Source organism: Shewanella goraebulensis, from assembly GCF_030252245.1.
Lineage (GTDB): Bacteria > Pseudomonadota > Gammaproteobacteria > Enterobacterales > Shewanellaceae > Shewanella > Shewanella goraebulensis.
Map to the genome: position 1 here is coordinate 3,655,874 of NZ_CP126972.1, position 16,972 is coordinate 3,672,845.

Consider the following 16,972-nt stretch of genomic DNA (forward strand, 5'->3'; position numbering starts at 1 on the left):
AACCTAACGATTTACCACCTCTATTAATTCACATTAACTTACGTATTTGCGCATTATAAGCGCCTTGCTTCAATGACGCCTTCAATTTGGCCCAATTTCGCTAAGATACGCGATAAGCCATCAAGGTTATAAAGCTCTAATTCAAGATCAACCGCCGCAGTTTGGTTCTTTTCATCTGATGTTGAGCTCATTGCCATCACATTCGACTTTTCTGCCGCAAGTACTGTGGTGACGTCTCTTAATAACCCGCTTCTATCATGAGCATTTACTTGTACTTTAATGCGATATCCACCAGAGTAATTTTCACCCCACACGACTTCTACATTACGCTCAGGATGAGCACGCATTAATTCTTTAACTTGAGCACAGTCACTGCGATGTACTGAAACCCCTCGCCCCATAGTAATGTAACCAAAAATTTCATCACCCGGAACAGGTTTACAACAACTGGCAATATGGCTCAGTAAGTTACCCACGCCATTAACTTCAACTTGACCTTTCCCTTTACGGGCTGGTTTAGTGTGCGAACGCTTTATGATCTCTTCAACAATTTCTTGCTCTGAACTCGGCTCTTTACGCAGGCTGGTTTCGATATAATTAACCACTTGGTTAAGGCGAAGATCGCCGCCGCCAATAGCCGCTAACATGTCATCCATTGAGTTCATGTTAAATCGCTCAACAGCCACTTGCGCGTCTTTAATTTTTAATGATATCCGTGTGAGTTCAGCTTCAAGTAACTCTTTACCGGCAACCATGTTTTTATCGCGGTCTTGTTGCTTAAACCAATGTTGAATTTTAGAGCGTGAGCGAGACGACTTGATATAGCCTAAATTCGGGTTTAACCAGTCTCTTTTCGGATTTGGATGCTTTGAGGTAATAATCTCAATCCGCTCACCTGTTTCAACTTGATAAGTAAATGGCACAATACGTCCATCCACTTTTGCACCAATACATTTATGACCCACATGCGAGTGAATGTAGTAAGCAAAGTCCAGTACAGTTGAACCCAGTGGCAAATCAACCACTTCGCCGTTAGGGGTAAATACATATGCTCGGTCTTCGAAAACCTGACTGCGCACTTCTTCAACTAGGTTGCCTGTTTCGGCCACATCTTCTTGCCAAAGTAAGATCTTACGTAGCCAGTTAATCTTTTCTTCATAACCACTTTGTTTTCCACCAGCCGTACCTTCTTTGTACTTCCAGTGCGCAGCCACACCTAGCTCTGCATCTTGATGCATCGCTTCGGTACGAATTTGGATCTCAACAGTTTTACCTTCGGGCCCTACAACGACGGTATGGATTGATTGGTAGCCGTTAGGTTTAGGATTTGCCACATAGTCATCAAATTCACGTGGAATATGATGCCAAAGGGTATGGACGACACCTAATGCGCCATAACAATCTTGAAGGCGGTCAGTGACAATACGCACTGCGCGGACATCAAACAGTTCATCGAACTTAAGATCTTTGCCCTTCATTTTGCGCCAGATGCTGTAGATGTGTTTTGGGCGACCATAGACTTTTGCACGTATTTGATCGGCATCTAAACGTTCTTGCAGCTGGGTTACAAACTTTTCGACAAACACTTCTCTATCGACACGCTTGCCGTCTAATTGTTTAGCAATGTCTTTATAGACAACTGGATGAAGGTATCTGAATGAAATATCTTCTAATTCCCATTTAAGCTGACCGATACCTAATCTATTGGCTAATGGCGCATAAATATCGGCAACTTCACGCGCAACTAACACGCGAGTCTCTTCATCGACGTTTTTAATTTCACGTAGTAGGCGTAATCGCTCAGCAAGTTTGATCACGACAGCGCGGACATCTTCCACCATCGCCAATAACATTTTACGAATATTATCAATTTGCGGTTCTGCGGTGCGTGAATCTTGACTAACTTTTAAAGCGCCAATGGCTTCCATCGTGACAACACTTGCCACCAACTGACTTAAACTTTTACCAAACTTTTCTTCTATGTCTTCAATCGAAAGAATGCCTGCATCATGAATGATAAATAATAGGGATGCTTGCAGGGTTTCAATGTCCATATTCAGTGGAGCAAGGATTTCAACCATTTCACGAGCACGGTCTAATAGTTCGCGATGAATATCTGGGGATGGAGTCGGCAGCGCATCTAACTGTTTAATAAGATCCAGCAACATTTGGGCTTCTTCGGCATTATCTAAATAACGCATCACCCATTCGTCGATATTAAAATCGGCTGAATTAAAATGTGCTTCTCGGACTGAGACCATAATTAACTTCCTTATTGGTACTTATTAACTACCAGTAAAACAAACCTGTTTATTTTCAATAAACCGTCTATTGCAGACGCGCTCTGCAGTATGACAAAAGAATCATCTTGAATGTTCAGTAATCTATGTCAAATTAATATTAATCATTTTACAAATTCTTACTTAAAAAAACGAAAAAGGTTTAATTTTCCATCAATTTCTAGCTTAAATAAGATTTATATTCATCTGCTTTCAATAATAAAGCATCAGATTGCTAACGGATGTTCCCCTGGCAACACTCAAGCTATCTTAGCCTGCTTCATTTTGTCTCAAATAACGCCATTGCTTCAATATGGTGAGTTTGAGGAAACATATCTAGCATGGTAATTTTTTTCAATTTATAACCTTGCTCAATCAAAACTTGGCTGTCTCGCGCTAAACTCGCTGGGTTACAAGATACGTAAACCACTTTTTTGGGTTTCATTTTAGAAAGCCATTGCAAACTTTCAAAAGCGCCCGCTCTGGCAGGGTCAAGTAATAATTTATCGATGCGACCAAGCCATGATGCTTCAGATAAATCAGCACTGAGATCGGCGTGAAAGAAACTTAAGTTAGTTAAGTTATTGTCTTGGGCGTTTTGCTTAGCCTGAGCCACCATTTCAGGCACTCCCTCAACCCCAATAACATCTGCGGCTTGTGTTGCGAGTGGCAAACTAAAGTTACCGACTCCACAAAATAAATCTAAAATACGCTCGTTCGCTTGTGGCTCAAGCCATTCAATTGCCTGGGCAACCATACGCTGATTGATATCTGCATTAACCTGCACAAAGTTACCAGGGCTAAATCGGCAATCAACTTTACCATCAGCTAAACTGTATTGAGGCAACTCTAGCTCAGCTTGATGACTAGAGACAACCTCAGAATATAGTGAATGAATCGCACTTTCATTGTCTTGAACTAACAAATTAATCTGATGAGTTTGAGCAAAGCTCACTAACAGTTGTTTATCAGCATCTTTTAAATCTTTAGTAAGTCGCAATACAGCAAACAAGCCATTATCTGCTTCAGTAAGCTCTAAATGCCCTAAAGTAGTTTTAGCCTGCAGTTGGTTGAGTAACTCAGTAAATGGCGCTATTAATACCGATAAGGGTTTAGCTAACACATCACATTGCTTGATTTGCACGATATCGCTGCTATTAGCAGCACGAAAGCCTAGTTGTAAGGTTTTAGATTTTTTATCAAATAAGGTGGCTAAGCGCGCGCGGCGACGGTAATGCCAAGCTTCACCAATAACAGCTTCAGTCACCATAGATGAATCAACTTTGATAGCCAGCTTGCTGATTAAATTAGTTAATGCAGATTGCTTGTGTTCACGCTGAGCTTCAATGCTCATATGTTGTAAATCGCAGCCGCCACACTGCTGATAATGCGGACACTGTGCATCGACACGCTTGGGTGTCGATTTCTCAACTTTTATCAACTTAGCTTTAGCATATTTTTTCTTTTGCTCGGTTAACTGAGCTGTAACGGTTTCACCAGGTAGCGCACCCGGTACAAACACGACTTTCCCGTTATGTTGTGCAATACCAGCACCGAGATGATCGAGTTGTGATACCGTTAAACTCAACTTTGCTGATAACTGCTTAGTCTTGTTTGGTTTTGCTTTAAAAAATTGCGCCATTTTGGCCTCTGGTTTTGAATAAATTACTGGTCAAGAGTGCTGCATTTCTGGCAATCTAGACAACATAATTGATAAAAGTCTTTAGGAATAACAACTTCACGATGAATAAAGCTAACAACATGACCAAATACAGCCTCCGTTCATGGGTGCTGGTACTTGCGTTAGCGCCTACTGTAATGGTGGGTATTCTACTTGGAAGTTACTTCACCATAAACCGTTTTTATGAACTTGAAGAAACCTTAATCGCCCAAGGCAGAAGTATTGTCGAACCTTTAGCCATTGCAAGTGAATTTGGCTTAGTCACAGAAGACCGAGAAGCCAGCAAACGCTTATTAGCTGCTTCCCAACTTAATAACTCCTCTTTGATACATTCCATTGCCTTATTTGATATCGATAACCAGCTATTTGTTACCTCTCATTATCACAAAGATTTTGAGAGCATGCGTTATACCAGAGCCCTTGAGTCATTAATCGCCAGTCAATATGAAACCATAGACGACACTATGGTGATCCGCGTCCCCATTATTTCTAATACTGGTGTCAATCAACAAAATAACAATTACACGGCTACCGCTTCTCCTGGCCAAACGGTAACACCCACGATTACAAATGCTGAAGGTCAGCAGATACTTGGCTATATTGCGATACTGCTTAATAAAGAAAATGCACTGCTTGAACAACACCGCGCTGCTATTGCAGCTTTTGTCATCGTATTGATTGGTGTGCAATTAAACTTATTTTTCACATTTAGATTAGTAAAACACGTTAACTACCCTATTACTGAAATGGTTAGGGTGGTGGCGAAAATCCGTGAGGGTAAGCTCGATACTCGCTTGGATGGTCAACTGATTGGTGAACTTGATTTATTGAAGCGTGGTATCAATGCCATGGCAAGTTCATTATCTGAATACCATGATGAAATGCAGCAAAATATTGACCAAGCCACCTCTGATTTACGAGAAACCTTAGAACAAATCGAAATTCAAAATGTTGAATTAGATTTAGCCAAAAAGCGGGCATTAGAAGCCAGTCGAATTAAATCTGAATTTTTAGCCAATATGTCCCATGAATTAAGAACCCCGCTGAATGGTGTGATTGGCTTCTCAAGACAGCTTATCAAAACCCCTTTGCATTCAAGTCAGCTTGATTACATCAAAACAATTGAAAGAAGCGCCAGTAACTTACTTGGCATTATTAATGACATCCTTGATTTCTCAAAGCTTGAAGCGGGGAAAATGGTGCTTGAAAAAATGCCATTCGCACTGAGAGAAACCATCTCAGAAACCGTCAGCATTGTATCTGGAAGCGCTCAACAAAAGGGTATTGAGCTAGTTATAGATATCGATGATAACGTGCCAGAAAGCGTCAGCGGTGATGCCATGCGTGTCGGTCAAATCATGACAAACCTTATCGGTAATGCGATTAAGTTTACCGACCACGGTAGCGTGGTATTAAAAATTCATCTGGTTGGCCAAAAAGATGAAAACATCACCCTACGCTGTGAAGTCATAGATACGGGGATTGGCATTGATGAAAGCCAGCAAGAATATTTATTCCAAGCATTTGGCCAAGCAGACTCCTCAATTTCAAGACGGTTTGGCGGCACAGGACTCGGACTGGTGATCACTAAACGTTTGATCAACCAGATGGGCGGTCAAATAGGCTTTACCTCTTCGCCCAATAAAGGCTCAACTTTTTGGTTTATGCTGCCGTTAGACTTGAGTCAATTCCATATTGGGGAAGTACTGCACTTAGAAACTTTACGCGATAAAACGCTACTTTTATTTGAATCTCGTGAATTAACTCGTGATACCTTCAATCGCCGCTTTGAAGCTTGGGGATTGCACTTAACATCAGTGGGCCAAGTAAATCATTTAGAATCAACGCTATCATCTAGCCAAGTACACTATGATTATATTCTGATCAGTTGTCACGGCTTTGAGAATATCGAACAGCTAATGACAGTTTTAAAAGCTGCCAGACAAAAGACATCCTGCTTAGTGTTACTGCATGATTGCATCGAGCAACAAGAAATACTCAATCAAGCACTGCGTCCAAACTCAGATATTTTAATGAGTATGCCAACCAGTGACTATGATTTGGCAAACCAGCTGATCCATCCACCAACTCAAAAAGCACTGTTAACAGAGCAAACTCAAGGCGTGGTTTATGAACGTAAAAACTTAAGCGTGCTGGCGGTTGACGACAACCTTGCAAACTTAAAGCTAATCGATACTTTATTAAAAGAAATCGTTGTCAACGTAATATCTGTCAACAATGGGGATGATGCGGTTAAGCACGCTAAGCAGCAGGCATTCGATGTCATCTTTATGGACATTCAAATGCCTGGCACCGATGGCATTACCGCAACCAAATTTATTCGCCAAGAATCCCTAAATCGTAATACACCTATTATTGCGGTCACGGCTCACGCCATTGCTGAAGAACGAGAATTGATTTTAGGCAGTGGTATGGATGGTTACTTACCAAAACCGATTGATGAAGCCGCACTTAAAGGCGTCATAGACCGTTGGATCAATAAACCTAAGTTTACCCATTTCGATATACATACCCTTAATTGGGAGCTGTGCTTAGCGCAAACGAATCAAAAGCCTGATTTGGCTATCGAGATGCTACAAATGCTAGTCGACTCTTTACCCGATAGTGTTAATGACATCGAGACCGCTTTAAAAGATGGCAATAATGAGCTAATGCTGCAAACAGTTCATAAACTACATGGCGCCAGTTGCTACTGCGGAGTACCCAATACTCAAAAGCTTTGCCAAGAGATAGAATCAGCATTGAAGAAAAAAATCAGCCTTGATGATCTAGAACCGGAAATACTAGAGTTACTTGATGAGCTAACTAAGGTAGAATCAGCAGCAAATCAAGTGATATCACAGTTATCAGCGGATGTTCCCAATGAGTAATAAACCCGGCTTTTTTAAACGCTTAAAAGCGTTATCTTTACCTCAAAAGCAATTATTTGCGACCGCACTTTGTCAGCGTATGCTGCCTAACTACCAATTATTTTCAGAAGTGTGTGAGTTTGGCGAGCCAAAAATGTTAAGCACAGTCTTAGACTTGCTTTGGCAATCTCAGTACGACAAGAAGCTTAAGTTCAATTACGATATCCATTTACAACGCCTTGAGGATAATACTCCTGAGCCAAGTGACTTTGAAGCTTACGGTGTTTACCCAGCAATGGATGCAGCCGTTGCATTAACCACTCTGTTAGGTGGCATTCAAGGAAAAATCGAAGAAGACATTACTAATATCAGTAAGCTTTCTTCAAGCACTGTTGCCAATTACATTGAAGCTATCAGTGTTGAACAACTTCAAGATGAGTTGAACGAAGAAGTGGTTGAAGAATTTGTTTTCAATCACCCAGTGATGCAAGAAGAGAAAGAACTGCAAGGCATGTTATTGGATATCATAGAAGATAACCCAAAACTAACTACTGAGTTCATTAAAGAGCTACGTAAAGAAATCGTCGATGCTGGCGTATCCAATATTGGGATTAGTATTCAGCAATAATTTACAACCAAATGACTAATAACGTATTCGTTATTAGTCATTTGCGTGTTATCAAAGGGAGTCGCTATGGCCATGATTTAATTATGCTTCAGTCATGCATTAGACGCTCCCTTCACTTTAAAGGCATTAAGGCCTCAATTAACAACTCATACGCCATACTCTTAAGTAAAACGTAAAACCCTCATTTTAGTAATCCAAAACTACGCAAAATAGCCACCATGTCTTTTGTGTTCATTCTGCCAATTATCGTTTTTGATCGTGCATGGCGTAGATTAAGTTAACATGAGGCGCTGACAAGTTTTCAATAGAATTAACACTCGAAATTCGCCTATACTGATCACTTAATTCATTAAGGAAGGAATGAGGGATGTCCAGTATTCTTACCCCTCTTATAGCAGTATTCGGTATTATGCTTTTAGGCTTTGTTGTGCAAAAGCTAAAACTATTGCCACATGACACCGATTTTACACTTAATGAATATGTTTATTATGTTGCCTTCCCCGCTATTTTATTTATTGCCCTAGCCGAAACTGATATTAATGAAATCCTACAATGGGGTTTTATTTTCTCATTTGGCGCTGCAATGATTGTCACCTACTTTGTCACCGCAGTGTTGTCATTATGGGCTGATAAAAAACAGTCTGCACTTGCTGCAATTAGAGGCCTCAATACCAGCTTTGGTAATACAGCTTTTATCGGGATTCCCTTAATGATGATGTTATATCCAGGCAATAATCACGCGATTACCGCTGCTGCGATTGCCAGTTTGCTTTCCATTGTCATGTTTGCCTTTGCCATGGTAAGCATGGAGTTAGCGATTAACAAACAGCAGCAACGACATCCTATTTTAATCATGTTAAACGCACTTATTAGTAACCCTATTGTGATTGGCTGTATTCTTGGTGTAATGGCATCAGCGTTAACAATACCAATCCCTGATAGCATTAGCATGATGATGAGACTCATTGGTAACACGTCAAGTCCTTGCGCACTATTTGCTATAGGTATGGTGTTGGCTAAAGCTATGCACGGAGGTTCTGAAGAAACTGCACCTAGAAGACATATTGCAATCGAGATGACTTTGCTGAATATATTAAAACTCATATTTCAGCCGATAATCGCTTATGTGCTGCTACGTTATTTCGGCGTTAACCCTGAACTGCTTGTTATGGGGGTTATTCTGGCAGCGCTTCCAACTGCAGCAAGTGTTTACTTACTCGCTCAGCGTTATCAAACCTACGGTTTAGCAAGTGCTAAGTGTATTCTCATCAGTACTATCGCCACTTTTATCACCCTACCGATTATTGAAAAAATGCTGCATAGCTTGAGTTAACAGAGCTTAGCAATTGTTTTAATGGAGATTAAAAATCAAGCGGCAAAAATCTATCGCTGACGCTTTACTGTATAAAAAAACAGTGTACACTGTTTGTAGATACAGTGGTTTGATGATTATTCACACAAGGATTGATTATGCTTTGCCAATTAAGCATTAATAATTTCGCGATTGTACGTTTTCTAGAGCTCGACTTTAAAGCCGGCATGACTAGTATTACTGGTGAGACTGGTGCGGGTAAGTCCATTGCTATAGATGCTTTGGGTCTATGTTTGGGTAATCGTGCAGATGCCAATACAGTAAGACCTGGCGCTAATAAAGCTGAAGTCAGCGCACGCTTTACTTTGGATGATGTTCCATTTGCTAAACGTTGGCTTGAAGTCAATGATCTCGATGTGGAAGATGAATGTATATTACGTCGAACTATCAGCGCTGACGGTCGTTCTCGCGCCTACATTAATGGCAACCCTGTTCCACTTTCGCAATTAAAAGCACTGGGGCAATTATTTGTCGGTATTCATGGTCAGCATGCACACCACGCCATGCTTAAAAGTGAGCATCAACTTACCTTACTCGATAGCTATGCCAACCATAAACTCTTACTTGATACCGTTAGTAAGAGTTACCAACGCTGTAAAAATATCGAAAATGAGCTAAAGCAGTTACAACAAAACCAGCAAGAACGCATCGCCCGAAAGCAATTGGTACAGTATCAAGTTGAAGAATTGGATGAATTTGCGTTGTTACCTGGCGAGTTTGAACAAATTGAACAAGAACATAAACGCCTAGCAAACGGCACCGATTTAATAGATAGTTGTCAAAATACCCTGCAACTTCTGAGCGAAGATGACGAACATAATGTGGAGTCATTGCTTAATCGTGCTGTAGGCTTTGCTGATAACTTACAAAGTTTTGACCCTGCACTTAAAAATATTGCCGAGATGCTTAATGAAGCGTTAATTCAAGTTCAAGAAAGTAGCAGCGAAGTACAAGATTACCTCAGTAGAATTGAACTCGATCCTGAGCATTTTGCCTTTCTTGAGCAACGCATTTCTAAAGCAATGCAACTGGCTAGAAAGCACCATGTACAAACGGAAAATCTTGCTGCACATCATCAACAACTAAAAGCGGAACTCACAGAGTTAAGTAATGATGCTAGCCGTCTTGATGAAATACAGCTGCAAGTTGATGACAGTAAACAAGCTTATATCCAAAATGCGCAAAAACTCAGCCAGAGCCGTTTACGTTACGCTAAAGAGCTAAATAAATTAGTGACTCAATCAATTCATGAATTGAATATGCCTAAAGGAAAGTTCTGCATCACTGTTAACTTTAACCCTGAAATACAGTCTTTAACTGGCAGTGACCAAATTGAATTTCAAGTCACGACTAATCCGGGGCAACCACTTCAACCTATTGCCAAGGTGGCATCAGGTGGCGAGCTTTCACGTATTGGTTTAGGCATTCAAGTGATTACAGCTAAGAAAGTTTCTACTCCAACCTTAATATTTGATGAAGTCGATGTGGGAATTTCAGGCCCTACCGCCGCTGTTGTCGGGCGAATGCTTAGAAGCCTAGGCGAATCAACACAGGTTATTTGTGTAACCCATTTACCTCAGGTTGCAGGTAACGGTCATCAGCATATGTTAGTGAATAAGTTTACCAAGAGTGGCGGTACAGAAACACAAATGAAGCCATTGGATAAAGAACAACGTATTAGTGAATTAGCAAGACTGCTTGCTGGTGATGTTATTACCGAGAATACACTCGCCAATGCGAGAGAACTTTTGCATTAAACATTAAGGCTGATGAGCTTTGAATACAATGTAATGAATTTAAATTTAAGAGACCAAACTAAAAAGCCCACTATTAAGTGGGCTTTTGTATATGAATTCGTAGTAATTAATAGGGCTCTAAGACCTATTAATACACAAAACTGAAGACTTCATTTACACGAAGTAATAAATAGCCTGTAGACAGATTAACGCAAAGATCCCCGCTAGCACATCATCAATCATGATGCCGAATCCACCATGTACTTTGGCATCTAACCAACGAATAGGCCAAGGCTTGAGAATGTCAAAGAAACGAAATAAAGCAAAGCCAATCACCATCCATATTAGCCCTGCTGGCGCCGCTATCATGGTGATCATCAATCCCGCAACTTCATCCCAAACAATAGCGCCATGATCATGGACGCCCATGTCTTTTGCGGCTTTATCACAAATATAAAAACCTACCAGCGTACTGATAACAGTGATAATAATAAAAGCGGTTAAGCTTAAGTGTCCCATCAAATACACTAAAGGCACTGCAGCAAGGGTACCAAAAGTACCCGGTGCTTTGGCAGATAAGCCACTACCAAAACCCAGCGCTAAAAAGTGCACTGGATTTTTTAAAGATAGTTTTAATACTGCAGGATCAGTTGATAATAATTTCATTAAAAGTGCTCAAAGTGTTTCGAGTCGAGTTCAAAAGGTTGGCCATCGGCTACCAGTCGTAATTTATCACCTGCGCAAATTTGACCAATTTTGACAAACTTAACACCAGCATGAATTAACGCAGTATCCAACGCTCCTCGTTGCGACTCAGGTACAGTAAATAGTAGTTCATAATCTTCACCACCTGTCAGCGCATAATTGATCGCATCGTTTTTGCCTACTGACTCAAGAAGTGATTGCGATAACGGTAACTCATTCACATCAATAATGGCACCCACATTCGAGGCTTTTAAAACATGCTTAATGTCTGAGTTTAAACCATCTGATAAATCAATCGCACTGGTTGCTAATGTTCGAAGCGCTTGACCCGCTATAATCCTTGGTGTTGGATGATAATGGCGATTAATTAAAAAACCTCTGTATTGAGGATCAACCTCTTTTTTGCCCAGCAGCACATCTAGACCTAAGGCTGAATCACCTAAGGTACCAGTAACATAAATCCAATCGCCAATCTTAGCGCCGCCACGAGTCAATGCTTTGCCCGTGGGCACTTGGCCATGAATGGTGATGTTAATACAACGAGGTCCACGAGTCGTGTCGCCACCAATCAAACTCACGCTGTAGTATTCTGCAGCCTCAAATAAACCTTCACTGAATTCTTGTAACCATTGGTTATCAACATCAGGCAAAGTTAATGCGAGTGTCATCCAAGCAGGATCTGCACCCATTGCCGCTAAATCAGACAAGTTTACCGCTACAGATTTATAACCAAGCTCATGGGCTGGCATCGTTGGTAAAAAGTGAATATTTTCGACGAGAGTGTCGCAAGAAATTGCGATTGATTTGTTTTCGGCAGGTTGCACTATTGCGCAATCATCACCGATACCGAGATGTACATCACGGCGCTGCTGACCTTTATCACGGAAAAATTGTTCAATAATTTGGAATTCTTTCACGATAAACCTGGTACGGTTGCCCGCCCACCTATATTTTATAGAAGTATCTAAGCCATACAAAAACGGTATCCGAAGATACCGTTTTCATTCATTACTTACGAGTAACAAGCTTATCTAGCATACCATTGACAAACTTATGGCTGTCGTCAGCACCAAACGCTTTCGCTAATTCGATACCTTCGTTGATAGCCACTTTATATGGCACATCTTTACGATAAGTTAATTCATATGCAGCTAAGCGCACAATGGCTTTTTCAACTGGAGATACATCTTCAATATCACGATCTAAGTGAGGTTTTAGAAGATCATCAAGTTGAGTTGCTTTCGTGGCTACACCTGATAGCAATTCACGAAAATAAGCTACATCAACACCGTTAATGTTTTGCTCAGTTAAAAATTCATGTTCAACATCAGCAACGTTATTCTTGCTTAATTGCCACGAATAAATAGCTTGAACAGCTAAACGGCGTGCCTTACGGCGCTCTGAAGGCTTCATTACTTTTCCTACTACTATACCAACTGTTGTTCTAATTCTTGCAGAACGTTAACCATTTCAAGCAGACCTAGGGCAGCTTCAGTGCCTTTGTTACCTGCTTTAGTACCAGAGCGTTCAATTGCTTGCTCAATAGTATCTGTGGTCAACACGCCAAATGAAACAGGGATATCAAACTCTAAAGCAACTTGAGCTAGACCCTTGTTACATTCACCTGCAACTAAATCAAAATGCGGAGTACCACCACGAATCACTGCACCAAGTGCAATGATACCGTCAAACTTTCCACATGCAGCAACACGACGTGCAGCTAGTGGTAATTCAACAGCGCCAGGAACACGAACAACAGTAATGTTGTCATCTTCAACCTGACCAAAACGTTTTAGTGTATCTATTGCGCCATCAAGCAGACTCTCAACTAAAAAACTGTTGAAACGCGATACTACGATCGCAACTTTGGCATTTTTTGCTTCGATATTACCTTGAACTACGTTCATTATCTTACCTAAATTAGCTAAAGCACCCAGCTCTGGGCAAAAGTGGCGGTATAATACCACAGCAAAATGCCCTGAGTCCTGTGCAATTAATGATAAATGTTAACTTCACTAAATTAGTGAATTATTCTGCAATGTAATCAGTAACTTCTAAACCAAAGCCTGACAACGAATGATAATGTTTCGGTGAGCTCAATAGACGCATTGTGCTAACACCAAGACTTGATAGAATTTGTGAGCCGATACCCACCTTACGAGATGTTCCTTCCCACTTAGCCGATGCAGGCGCTTGACCATTGTCTTCTGCTTCAAACGCTTTTACTTTTGCCAGCATTTCACTTGAGTGCTCTTCATGACCCAGTAACACTAAAACACCGCCTTCTGATGCGATTCGTTCCATGGCTTTCTCTAAAGGCCAGCTACGTTTTTGATCGCGCTCTGAATGTAATAAGTCATTAAAGGTATTCTGTAAGTGAACTCGTACTAGACAGTTCTCTTCAACATCCCCTTTCACTAATGCGTAGTGTAATTGATTGTCGATAGTGTCTCGGAAAGTTACCATTTTGAACTCACCAAAACGCGTTGGTAAATTGCACTCTGCTTCGCGAACTACAGTAGTTTCTTTAGTGTTACGGTACTCAATTAAATCAGCAATCGTACCCATTTTAACGCCGTGCTTTTCACTGAAAAGTTCTAAATCAGGGCAACGTGCCATAGTGCCGTCATCATTTAGGATTTCAACAATCACACCAGACGGCTCAAGACCTGCTAATCGAGCTAAATCGCAACCTGCTTCAGTGTGGCCCGCGCGAGTCAGTACGCCGCCATCTTGTGCCATTAATGGGAATATATGGCCTGGTTGAACTAAGTCAGCCGCTTTCGCTTCTTTAGCGACTGCAGCTTGGACTGTAACAGCACGATCGTGGGCTGATATGCCTGTCGTCACACCTGTTGCGGCTTCAATAGAAACAGTGAAATTGGTTGAAAACTGAGCGTTATTATTGGTCACCATTAACGGTAAATTTAATTGCTGGCAACGGTCTCTAGTCATAGTTTGACAAATTAAACCACGTCCATAAGTGGCCATGAAGTTAATTGCTTCTGGCGTGACCTTTTCGGCAGCCATGATTAAATCGCCTTCATTTTCTCTGTCTTCATCGTCCATCAAGATAACCATTTTACCTTGGCGAATGTCTTCGATGATCTCTTCTATACTATGTAGTGCCATGTTAAGACCTTTATGTAGTTATTTCCCATATCTGCAATATAGGGTAAAAATAGGGTTATCGCATAAATCCAGCGCTGGCTAACATTTCCATCGTGACTCCGCCTGTTGCTTTGGCAGGCTTTCCCGGATTCATTAGTCGTTCTAAATATCGTGCAATGAGGTCAACTTCAATATTGACCTTATCGCCTGCTTTTAATACTGTCAGGGTTGTTTCTGATGCTGTGTGCGGCACTATCGTTAATCGAAAACGATGACCATCAATTTCATTCACAGTTAGGCTAACACCATCAATAGTAATTGAGCCTTTATGGGCTATATAATGGGCTAACTCAGCAGGCGCAGCTAACCAAAACTCTATGGCCTTACCGCGAACACTGCGTTGTTCTACAACAGCGATTCCATCAACATGGCCGCTGACCATATGACCACCAAGACGTGTGGTTGGCAGTACGGCTTTTTCAAGATTAACTTTTTGGCCAACGTGATAGTTAGCAAAACCGGTCAGCGCGACCGTTTCAGCCGAAATATCGGCGACATAGCCATCAGCTAAACACTCCACCACGGTTAAACATACACCGTTAGTGGCAATACTATCGCCTAACTTCACATCAGCTAAATCCAAGTGACCACTGGCAACGGTTAAACGAATATCATCACCTTTACGCTCGATTTTTCTCAATGTGCCTAAGGCTTCAATAATGCCGGTAAACATAAGTACTCACTTATTTGTGGTTCAGTTCTGATAGGTTGTATTCAGCTCAATTAGCTTTGTCAAAAAGGTTCATTCTCAACAAGGTTATTATCGTAAACGATGTAACCAGCTAAAGATTAAAAATCATCCGTTGATCTTCGCCTACTCGGCGCGAATCTACTAATTGTAACTCAGGAATTTGTTCCATAGTTTGATAGTCGTTCAGTTGTAATAAATTTCGGCCATGACTACCTAAAATTTTCATTGCTTGATAAAGATAAAGCTCATCTGCAAGTTTTGCATCTAGTACGCTACCAGCAAGACAGGCTCCAGCCTCAACCAGTACTGAGTTACATTGCTTACCTAAATAAGTAAATAACGCATGTAAATCAACGCGTCCATCTTCATTTGTGGCAATAGTGATACAACTAACATGATTGTTAAATTTTTCTTGTACTTCTGCGGGGTAATCCACACAGGAAACCAACAATACAGGTGATGTAAAATCAAATAGCTTCATTTCACTCGTTAGCCTTGCTTTACTATCTAAAATAACCCGCAAAGGCTGTTGCAGATCTGAGGGCACAAGTGAGCTTTTCAAGCTGCCTAACTCCTCATAACGCACATTTAGCGTTGGGTTATCAGCAAGTACTGTTTCAACACCCGTTACCAGTGCACAATGACGAGCGCGTAACTTTTGCACGTCAGCTCGTGCATCTGGACCTGTTATCCACTTTGATACTCCATTTGAAAGCGCTGTTTTACCGTCGATACTTGCAGCTAATTTTATGGTGATGCGAGGCAGGCCTGTGGTCATTTTTTTAGTGAAGCCTAAATTGAGTAATTTGGCTTGTTCGGTAAGTAAGCCAACATCAACTTGAATGCCCGCTTCTTTTAAAAGCCTTATACCATTACCGGCAACTTGTGGGTTCGCATCGACTTCGGCGACGACTACTCTTTTAACCCCTGCTTTGATTAATGCCAAGGCACAAGGAGGCGTGCGACCATAATGACTGCAAGGCTCAAGCGTGACATAGGCGGTGGCCAGAGAAAGTTTATGTTGGTTTTGCTTGGTGTCTACATCATGAAGGGCATGAATTTCAGCATGAGGGCCGCCCGCTTTAATGTGATATCCCTGACCAATGATTTTATCATCAACAGCAATAACACAGCCGACATTAGGATTAGGGCGGGTGGTATAACGCCCTTTTTCAGCCAATGAAATTGCTAGGCTCATCATTTCGATGTCAATAACGGACCACTGAGACATAAACACCTACTTGAATAGTGGCTGCAAAATATAATCTACAGCCTCAATATTGGGAACAGAAATTACTTTTGTAGTTTAGCGATGGCTTCGCCAAACTGAGACACATCTTCAAAGGCACGATATACAGAAGCAAAGCGAATATAAGCCACTTTATCTAGTACCATTAATTGTTCCATCATTAAATTACCAATCATTGCTGAGTCAATTTCGCGCTCACCAGTGCCACGTAAAGTAGATTTGATTTTAGTTAATGCTTGTTCAATTTGGTCAATAGATACTGGACGTTTCTCCACAGCACGAAGCATTCCGCCTCGCAGTTTATCTTCATCAAATGGTTGGCGAGTACCATCTTGTTTGATAACCCGTGGCATAACCAGCTCAGCACCCTCAAAGGTAGTGAATCTCTCATGGCACAATGTACATTCCCGACGGCGACGCACTTGATGGCCATCAGCCACCAGACGAGAGTCAATCACTTTGGTATCTGTCGCGCTACAAAATGGGCAATGCATATTCGCTCCTGGAAAATAAAATAAAATGGCTGTAAGCACAAAGTACTTACAGCCATTAAAGTTTATCCTATTTACTTTATAAGGTTAACCTTATCG

Annotated in this window: 14 protein-coding genes; 4 read left to right on the forward strand and 10 right to left on the reverse strand. The window is 41.2% G+C overall.

What is annotated here, in order from left to right:
• Positions 1–53: 53 nt before the first annotated feature.
• Both relA and rlmD read right to left on the reverse strand, forming a co-directional pair.
• Positions 54–2,261 carry a GTP diphosphokinase gene (relA, locus tag QPX86_RS15520; RefSeq protein WP_220752812.1) on the reverse strand — a complete coding sequence of 736 codons (2,208 nt, stop codon included), beginning with the start codon at positions 2,259–2,261 and terminating at the stop codon, positions 54–56.
• A 298-nt stretch (positions 2,262–2,559) separates the two neighbouring features.
• On the reverse strand, positions 2,560–3,921 hold the full coding sequence (gene rlmD, locus QPX86_RS15525; protein ID WP_285163148.1) for a 23S rRNA (uracil(1939)-C(5))-methyltransferase RlmD: 1,362 nt from the start codon (positions 3,919–3,921) through the stop codon (positions 2,560–2,562).
• A gap of 101 nt (positions 3,922–4,022) precedes the next feature.
• Between rlmD and barA the strand changes: the two genes are divergently transcribed.
• From barA to recN, 4 genes are all read left to right on the forward strand, one after another.
• The gene (gene barA / locus QPX86_RS15530; RefSeq protein ID WP_220752819.1) at positions 4,023–6,851 is read left to right on the forward strand and encodes a two-component sensor histidine kinase BarA; all 2,829 of its coding nucleotides are present in this window, start codon (positions 4,023–4,025) and stop codon (positions 6,849–6,851) included.
• A complete protein-coding gene (locus tag QPX86_RS15535; protein WP_220752820.1) occupies positions 6,844–7,458 on the forward strand; it encodes a YjaG family protein in 615 nt (204 codons plus the stop codon). Before barA ends, QPX86_RS15535 begins: the two co-directional genes overlap by 8 nt.
• 367 nt (positions 7,459–7,825) lie before the next feature.
• Entirely contained in the window at positions 7,826–8,791 is a 966-nt protein-coding gene (locus QPX86_RS15540; RefSeq protein WP_220752822.1) for an AEC family transporter, read from the forward strand.
• A gap of 137 nt (positions 8,792–8,928) precedes the next feature.
• Positions 8,929–10,587, forward strand: a complete 1,659-nt coding sequence (gene recN, locus QPX86_RS15545; protein ID WP_285163149.1) for a DNA repair protein RecN — start codon at positions 8,929–8,931, stop codon at positions 10,585–10,587.
• 153 nt (positions 10,588–10,740) lie between these two features.
• On the opposite strand, the gene QPX86_RS15550 is transcribed toward recN, so the two are convergent.
• The 8 genes from QPX86_RS15550 to nrdR all read right to left on the reverse strand — a co-directional run bounded on the left by QPX86_RS15550 (position 10,741) and on the right by nrdR (position 16,876).
• Positions 10,741–11,232: a phosphatidylglycerophosphatase A family protein gene (locus QPX86_RS15550; RefSeq protein WP_285163150.1), complete on the reverse strand. Its 492-nt coding sequence runs from the start codon at positions 11,230–11,232 to the stop codon at positions 10,741–10,743.
• A complete protein-coding gene (gene thiL, locus QPX86_RS15555; protein WP_285163151.1) occupies positions 11,232–12,188 on the reverse strand; it encodes a thiamine-phosphate kinase in 957 nt (318 codons plus the stop codon). The genes QPX86_RS15550 and thiL overlap by 1 nt, the downstream gene beginning before the upstream one ends.
• Positions 12,189–12,279: 91 nt before the next feature.
• On the reverse strand, positions 12,280–12,684 hold the full coding sequence (gene nusB / locus QPX86_RS15560; protein WP_076543020.1) for a transcription antitermination factor NusB: 405 nt from the start codon (positions 12,682–12,684) through the stop codon (positions 12,280–12,282).
• A gap of 14 nt (positions 12,685–12,698) precedes the next feature.
• Positions 12,699–13,178 (reverse strand): 6,7-dimethyl-8-ribityllumazine synthase, encoded by a 480-nt coding sequence (ribH, locus tag QPX86_RS15565; protein WP_055023789.1) that lies wholly within the window; start codon positions 13,176–13,178, stop codon positions 12,699–12,701.
• Between the two features lie 121 nt (positions 13,179–13,299).
• On the reverse strand, positions 13,300–14,403 hold the full coding sequence (ribBA, locus tag QPX86_RS15570) for a bifunctional 3,4-dihydroxy-2-butanone-4-phosphate synthase/GTP cyclohydrolase II (protein WP_220752829.1): 1,104 nt from the start codon (positions 14,401–14,403) through the stop codon (positions 13,300–13,302).
• A 55-nt stretch (positions 14,404–14,458) separates the two neighbouring features.
• Positions 14,459–15,115 carry a riboflavin synthase gene (locus QPX86_RS15575; RefSeq protein ID WP_220752830.1) on the reverse strand — a complete coding sequence of 219 codons (657 nt, stop codon included), beginning with the start codon at positions 15,113–15,115 and terminating at the stop codon, positions 14,459–14,461.
• Positions 15,116–15,224: 109 nt separating this feature from the next.
• Positions 15,225–16,364 carry a bifunctional diaminohydroxyphosphoribosylaminopyrimidine deaminase/5-amino-6-(5-phosphoribosylamino)uracil reductase RibD gene (gene ribD / locus QPX86_RS15580; RefSeq protein ID WP_220752831.1) on the reverse strand — a complete coding sequence of 380 codons (1,140 nt, stop codon included), beginning with the start codon at positions 16,362–16,364 and terminating at the stop codon, positions 15,225–15,227.
• 62 nt (positions 16,365–16,426) lie between these two features.
• On the reverse strand, positions 16,427–16,876 hold the full coding sequence (gene nrdR / locus QPX86_RS15585) for a transcriptional regulator NrdR (RefSeq protein ID WP_153914843.1): 450 nt from the start codon (positions 16,874–16,876) through the stop codon (positions 16,427–16,429).
• Positions 16,877–16,972 lie beyond the last annotated feature (96 nt).

What these genes read in the sequence shown, in the direction of transcription:
- relA (WP_220752812.1), bottom strand. Translation starts at nt 2,261, where the DNA reads ATGGTCTCAGTCCGAGAAGCACATTTTAATTCAGCCGATTTTAATATC.
- rlmD (WP_285163148.1), bottom strand. Translation starts at nt 3,921, where the DNA reads ATGGCGCAATTTTTTAAAGCAAAACCAAACAAGACTAAGCAGTTATCA.
- barA (WP_220752819.1), top strand. Translation starts at nt 4,023, where the DNA reads ATGAATAAAGCTAACAACATGACCAAATACAGCCTCCGTTCATGGGTG.
- QPX86_RS15535 (WP_220752820.1), top strand. Translation starts at nt 6,844, where the DNA reads ATGAGTAATAAACCCGGCTTTTTTAAACGCTTAAAAGCGTTATCTTTA.
- QPX86_RS15540 (WP_220752822.1), top strand. Translation starts at nt 7,826, where the DNA reads ATGTCCAGTATTCTTACCCCTCTTATAGCAGTATTCGGTATTATGCTT.
- recN (WP_285163149.1), top strand. Translation starts at nt 8,929, where the DNA reads ATGCTTTGCCAATTAAGCATTAATAATTTCGCGATTGTACGTTTTCTA.
- QPX86_RS15550 (WP_285163150.1), bottom strand. Translation starts at nt 11,232, where the DNA reads ATGAAATTATTATCAACTGATCCTGCAGTATTAAAACTATCTTTAAAA.
- nusB (WP_076543020.1), bottom strand. Translation starts at nt 12,684, where the DNA reads ATGAAGCCTTCAGAGCGCCGTAAGGCACGCCGTTTAGCTGTTCAAGCT.
- ribH (WP_055023789.1), bottom strand. Translation starts at nt 13,178, where the DNA reads ATGAACGTAGTTCAAGGTAATATCGAAGCAAAAAATGCCAAAGTTGCG.
- ribBA (WP_220752829.1), bottom strand. Translation starts at nt 14,403, where the DNA reads ATGGCACTACATAGTATAGAAGAGATCATCGAAGACATTCGCCAAGGT.
- QPX86_RS15575 (WP_220752830.1), bottom strand. Translation starts at nt 15,115, where the DNA reads ATGTTTACCGGCATTATTGAAGCCTTAGGCACATTGAGAAAAATCGAG.
- ribD (WP_220752831.1), bottom strand. Translation starts at nt 16,364, where the DNA reads ATGTCTCAGTGGTCCGTTATTGACATCGAAATGATGAGCCTAGCAATT.
- nrdR (WP_153914843.1), bottom strand. Translation starts at nt 16,876, where the DNA reads ATGCATTGCCCATTTTGTAGCGCGACAGATACCAAAGTGATTGACTCT.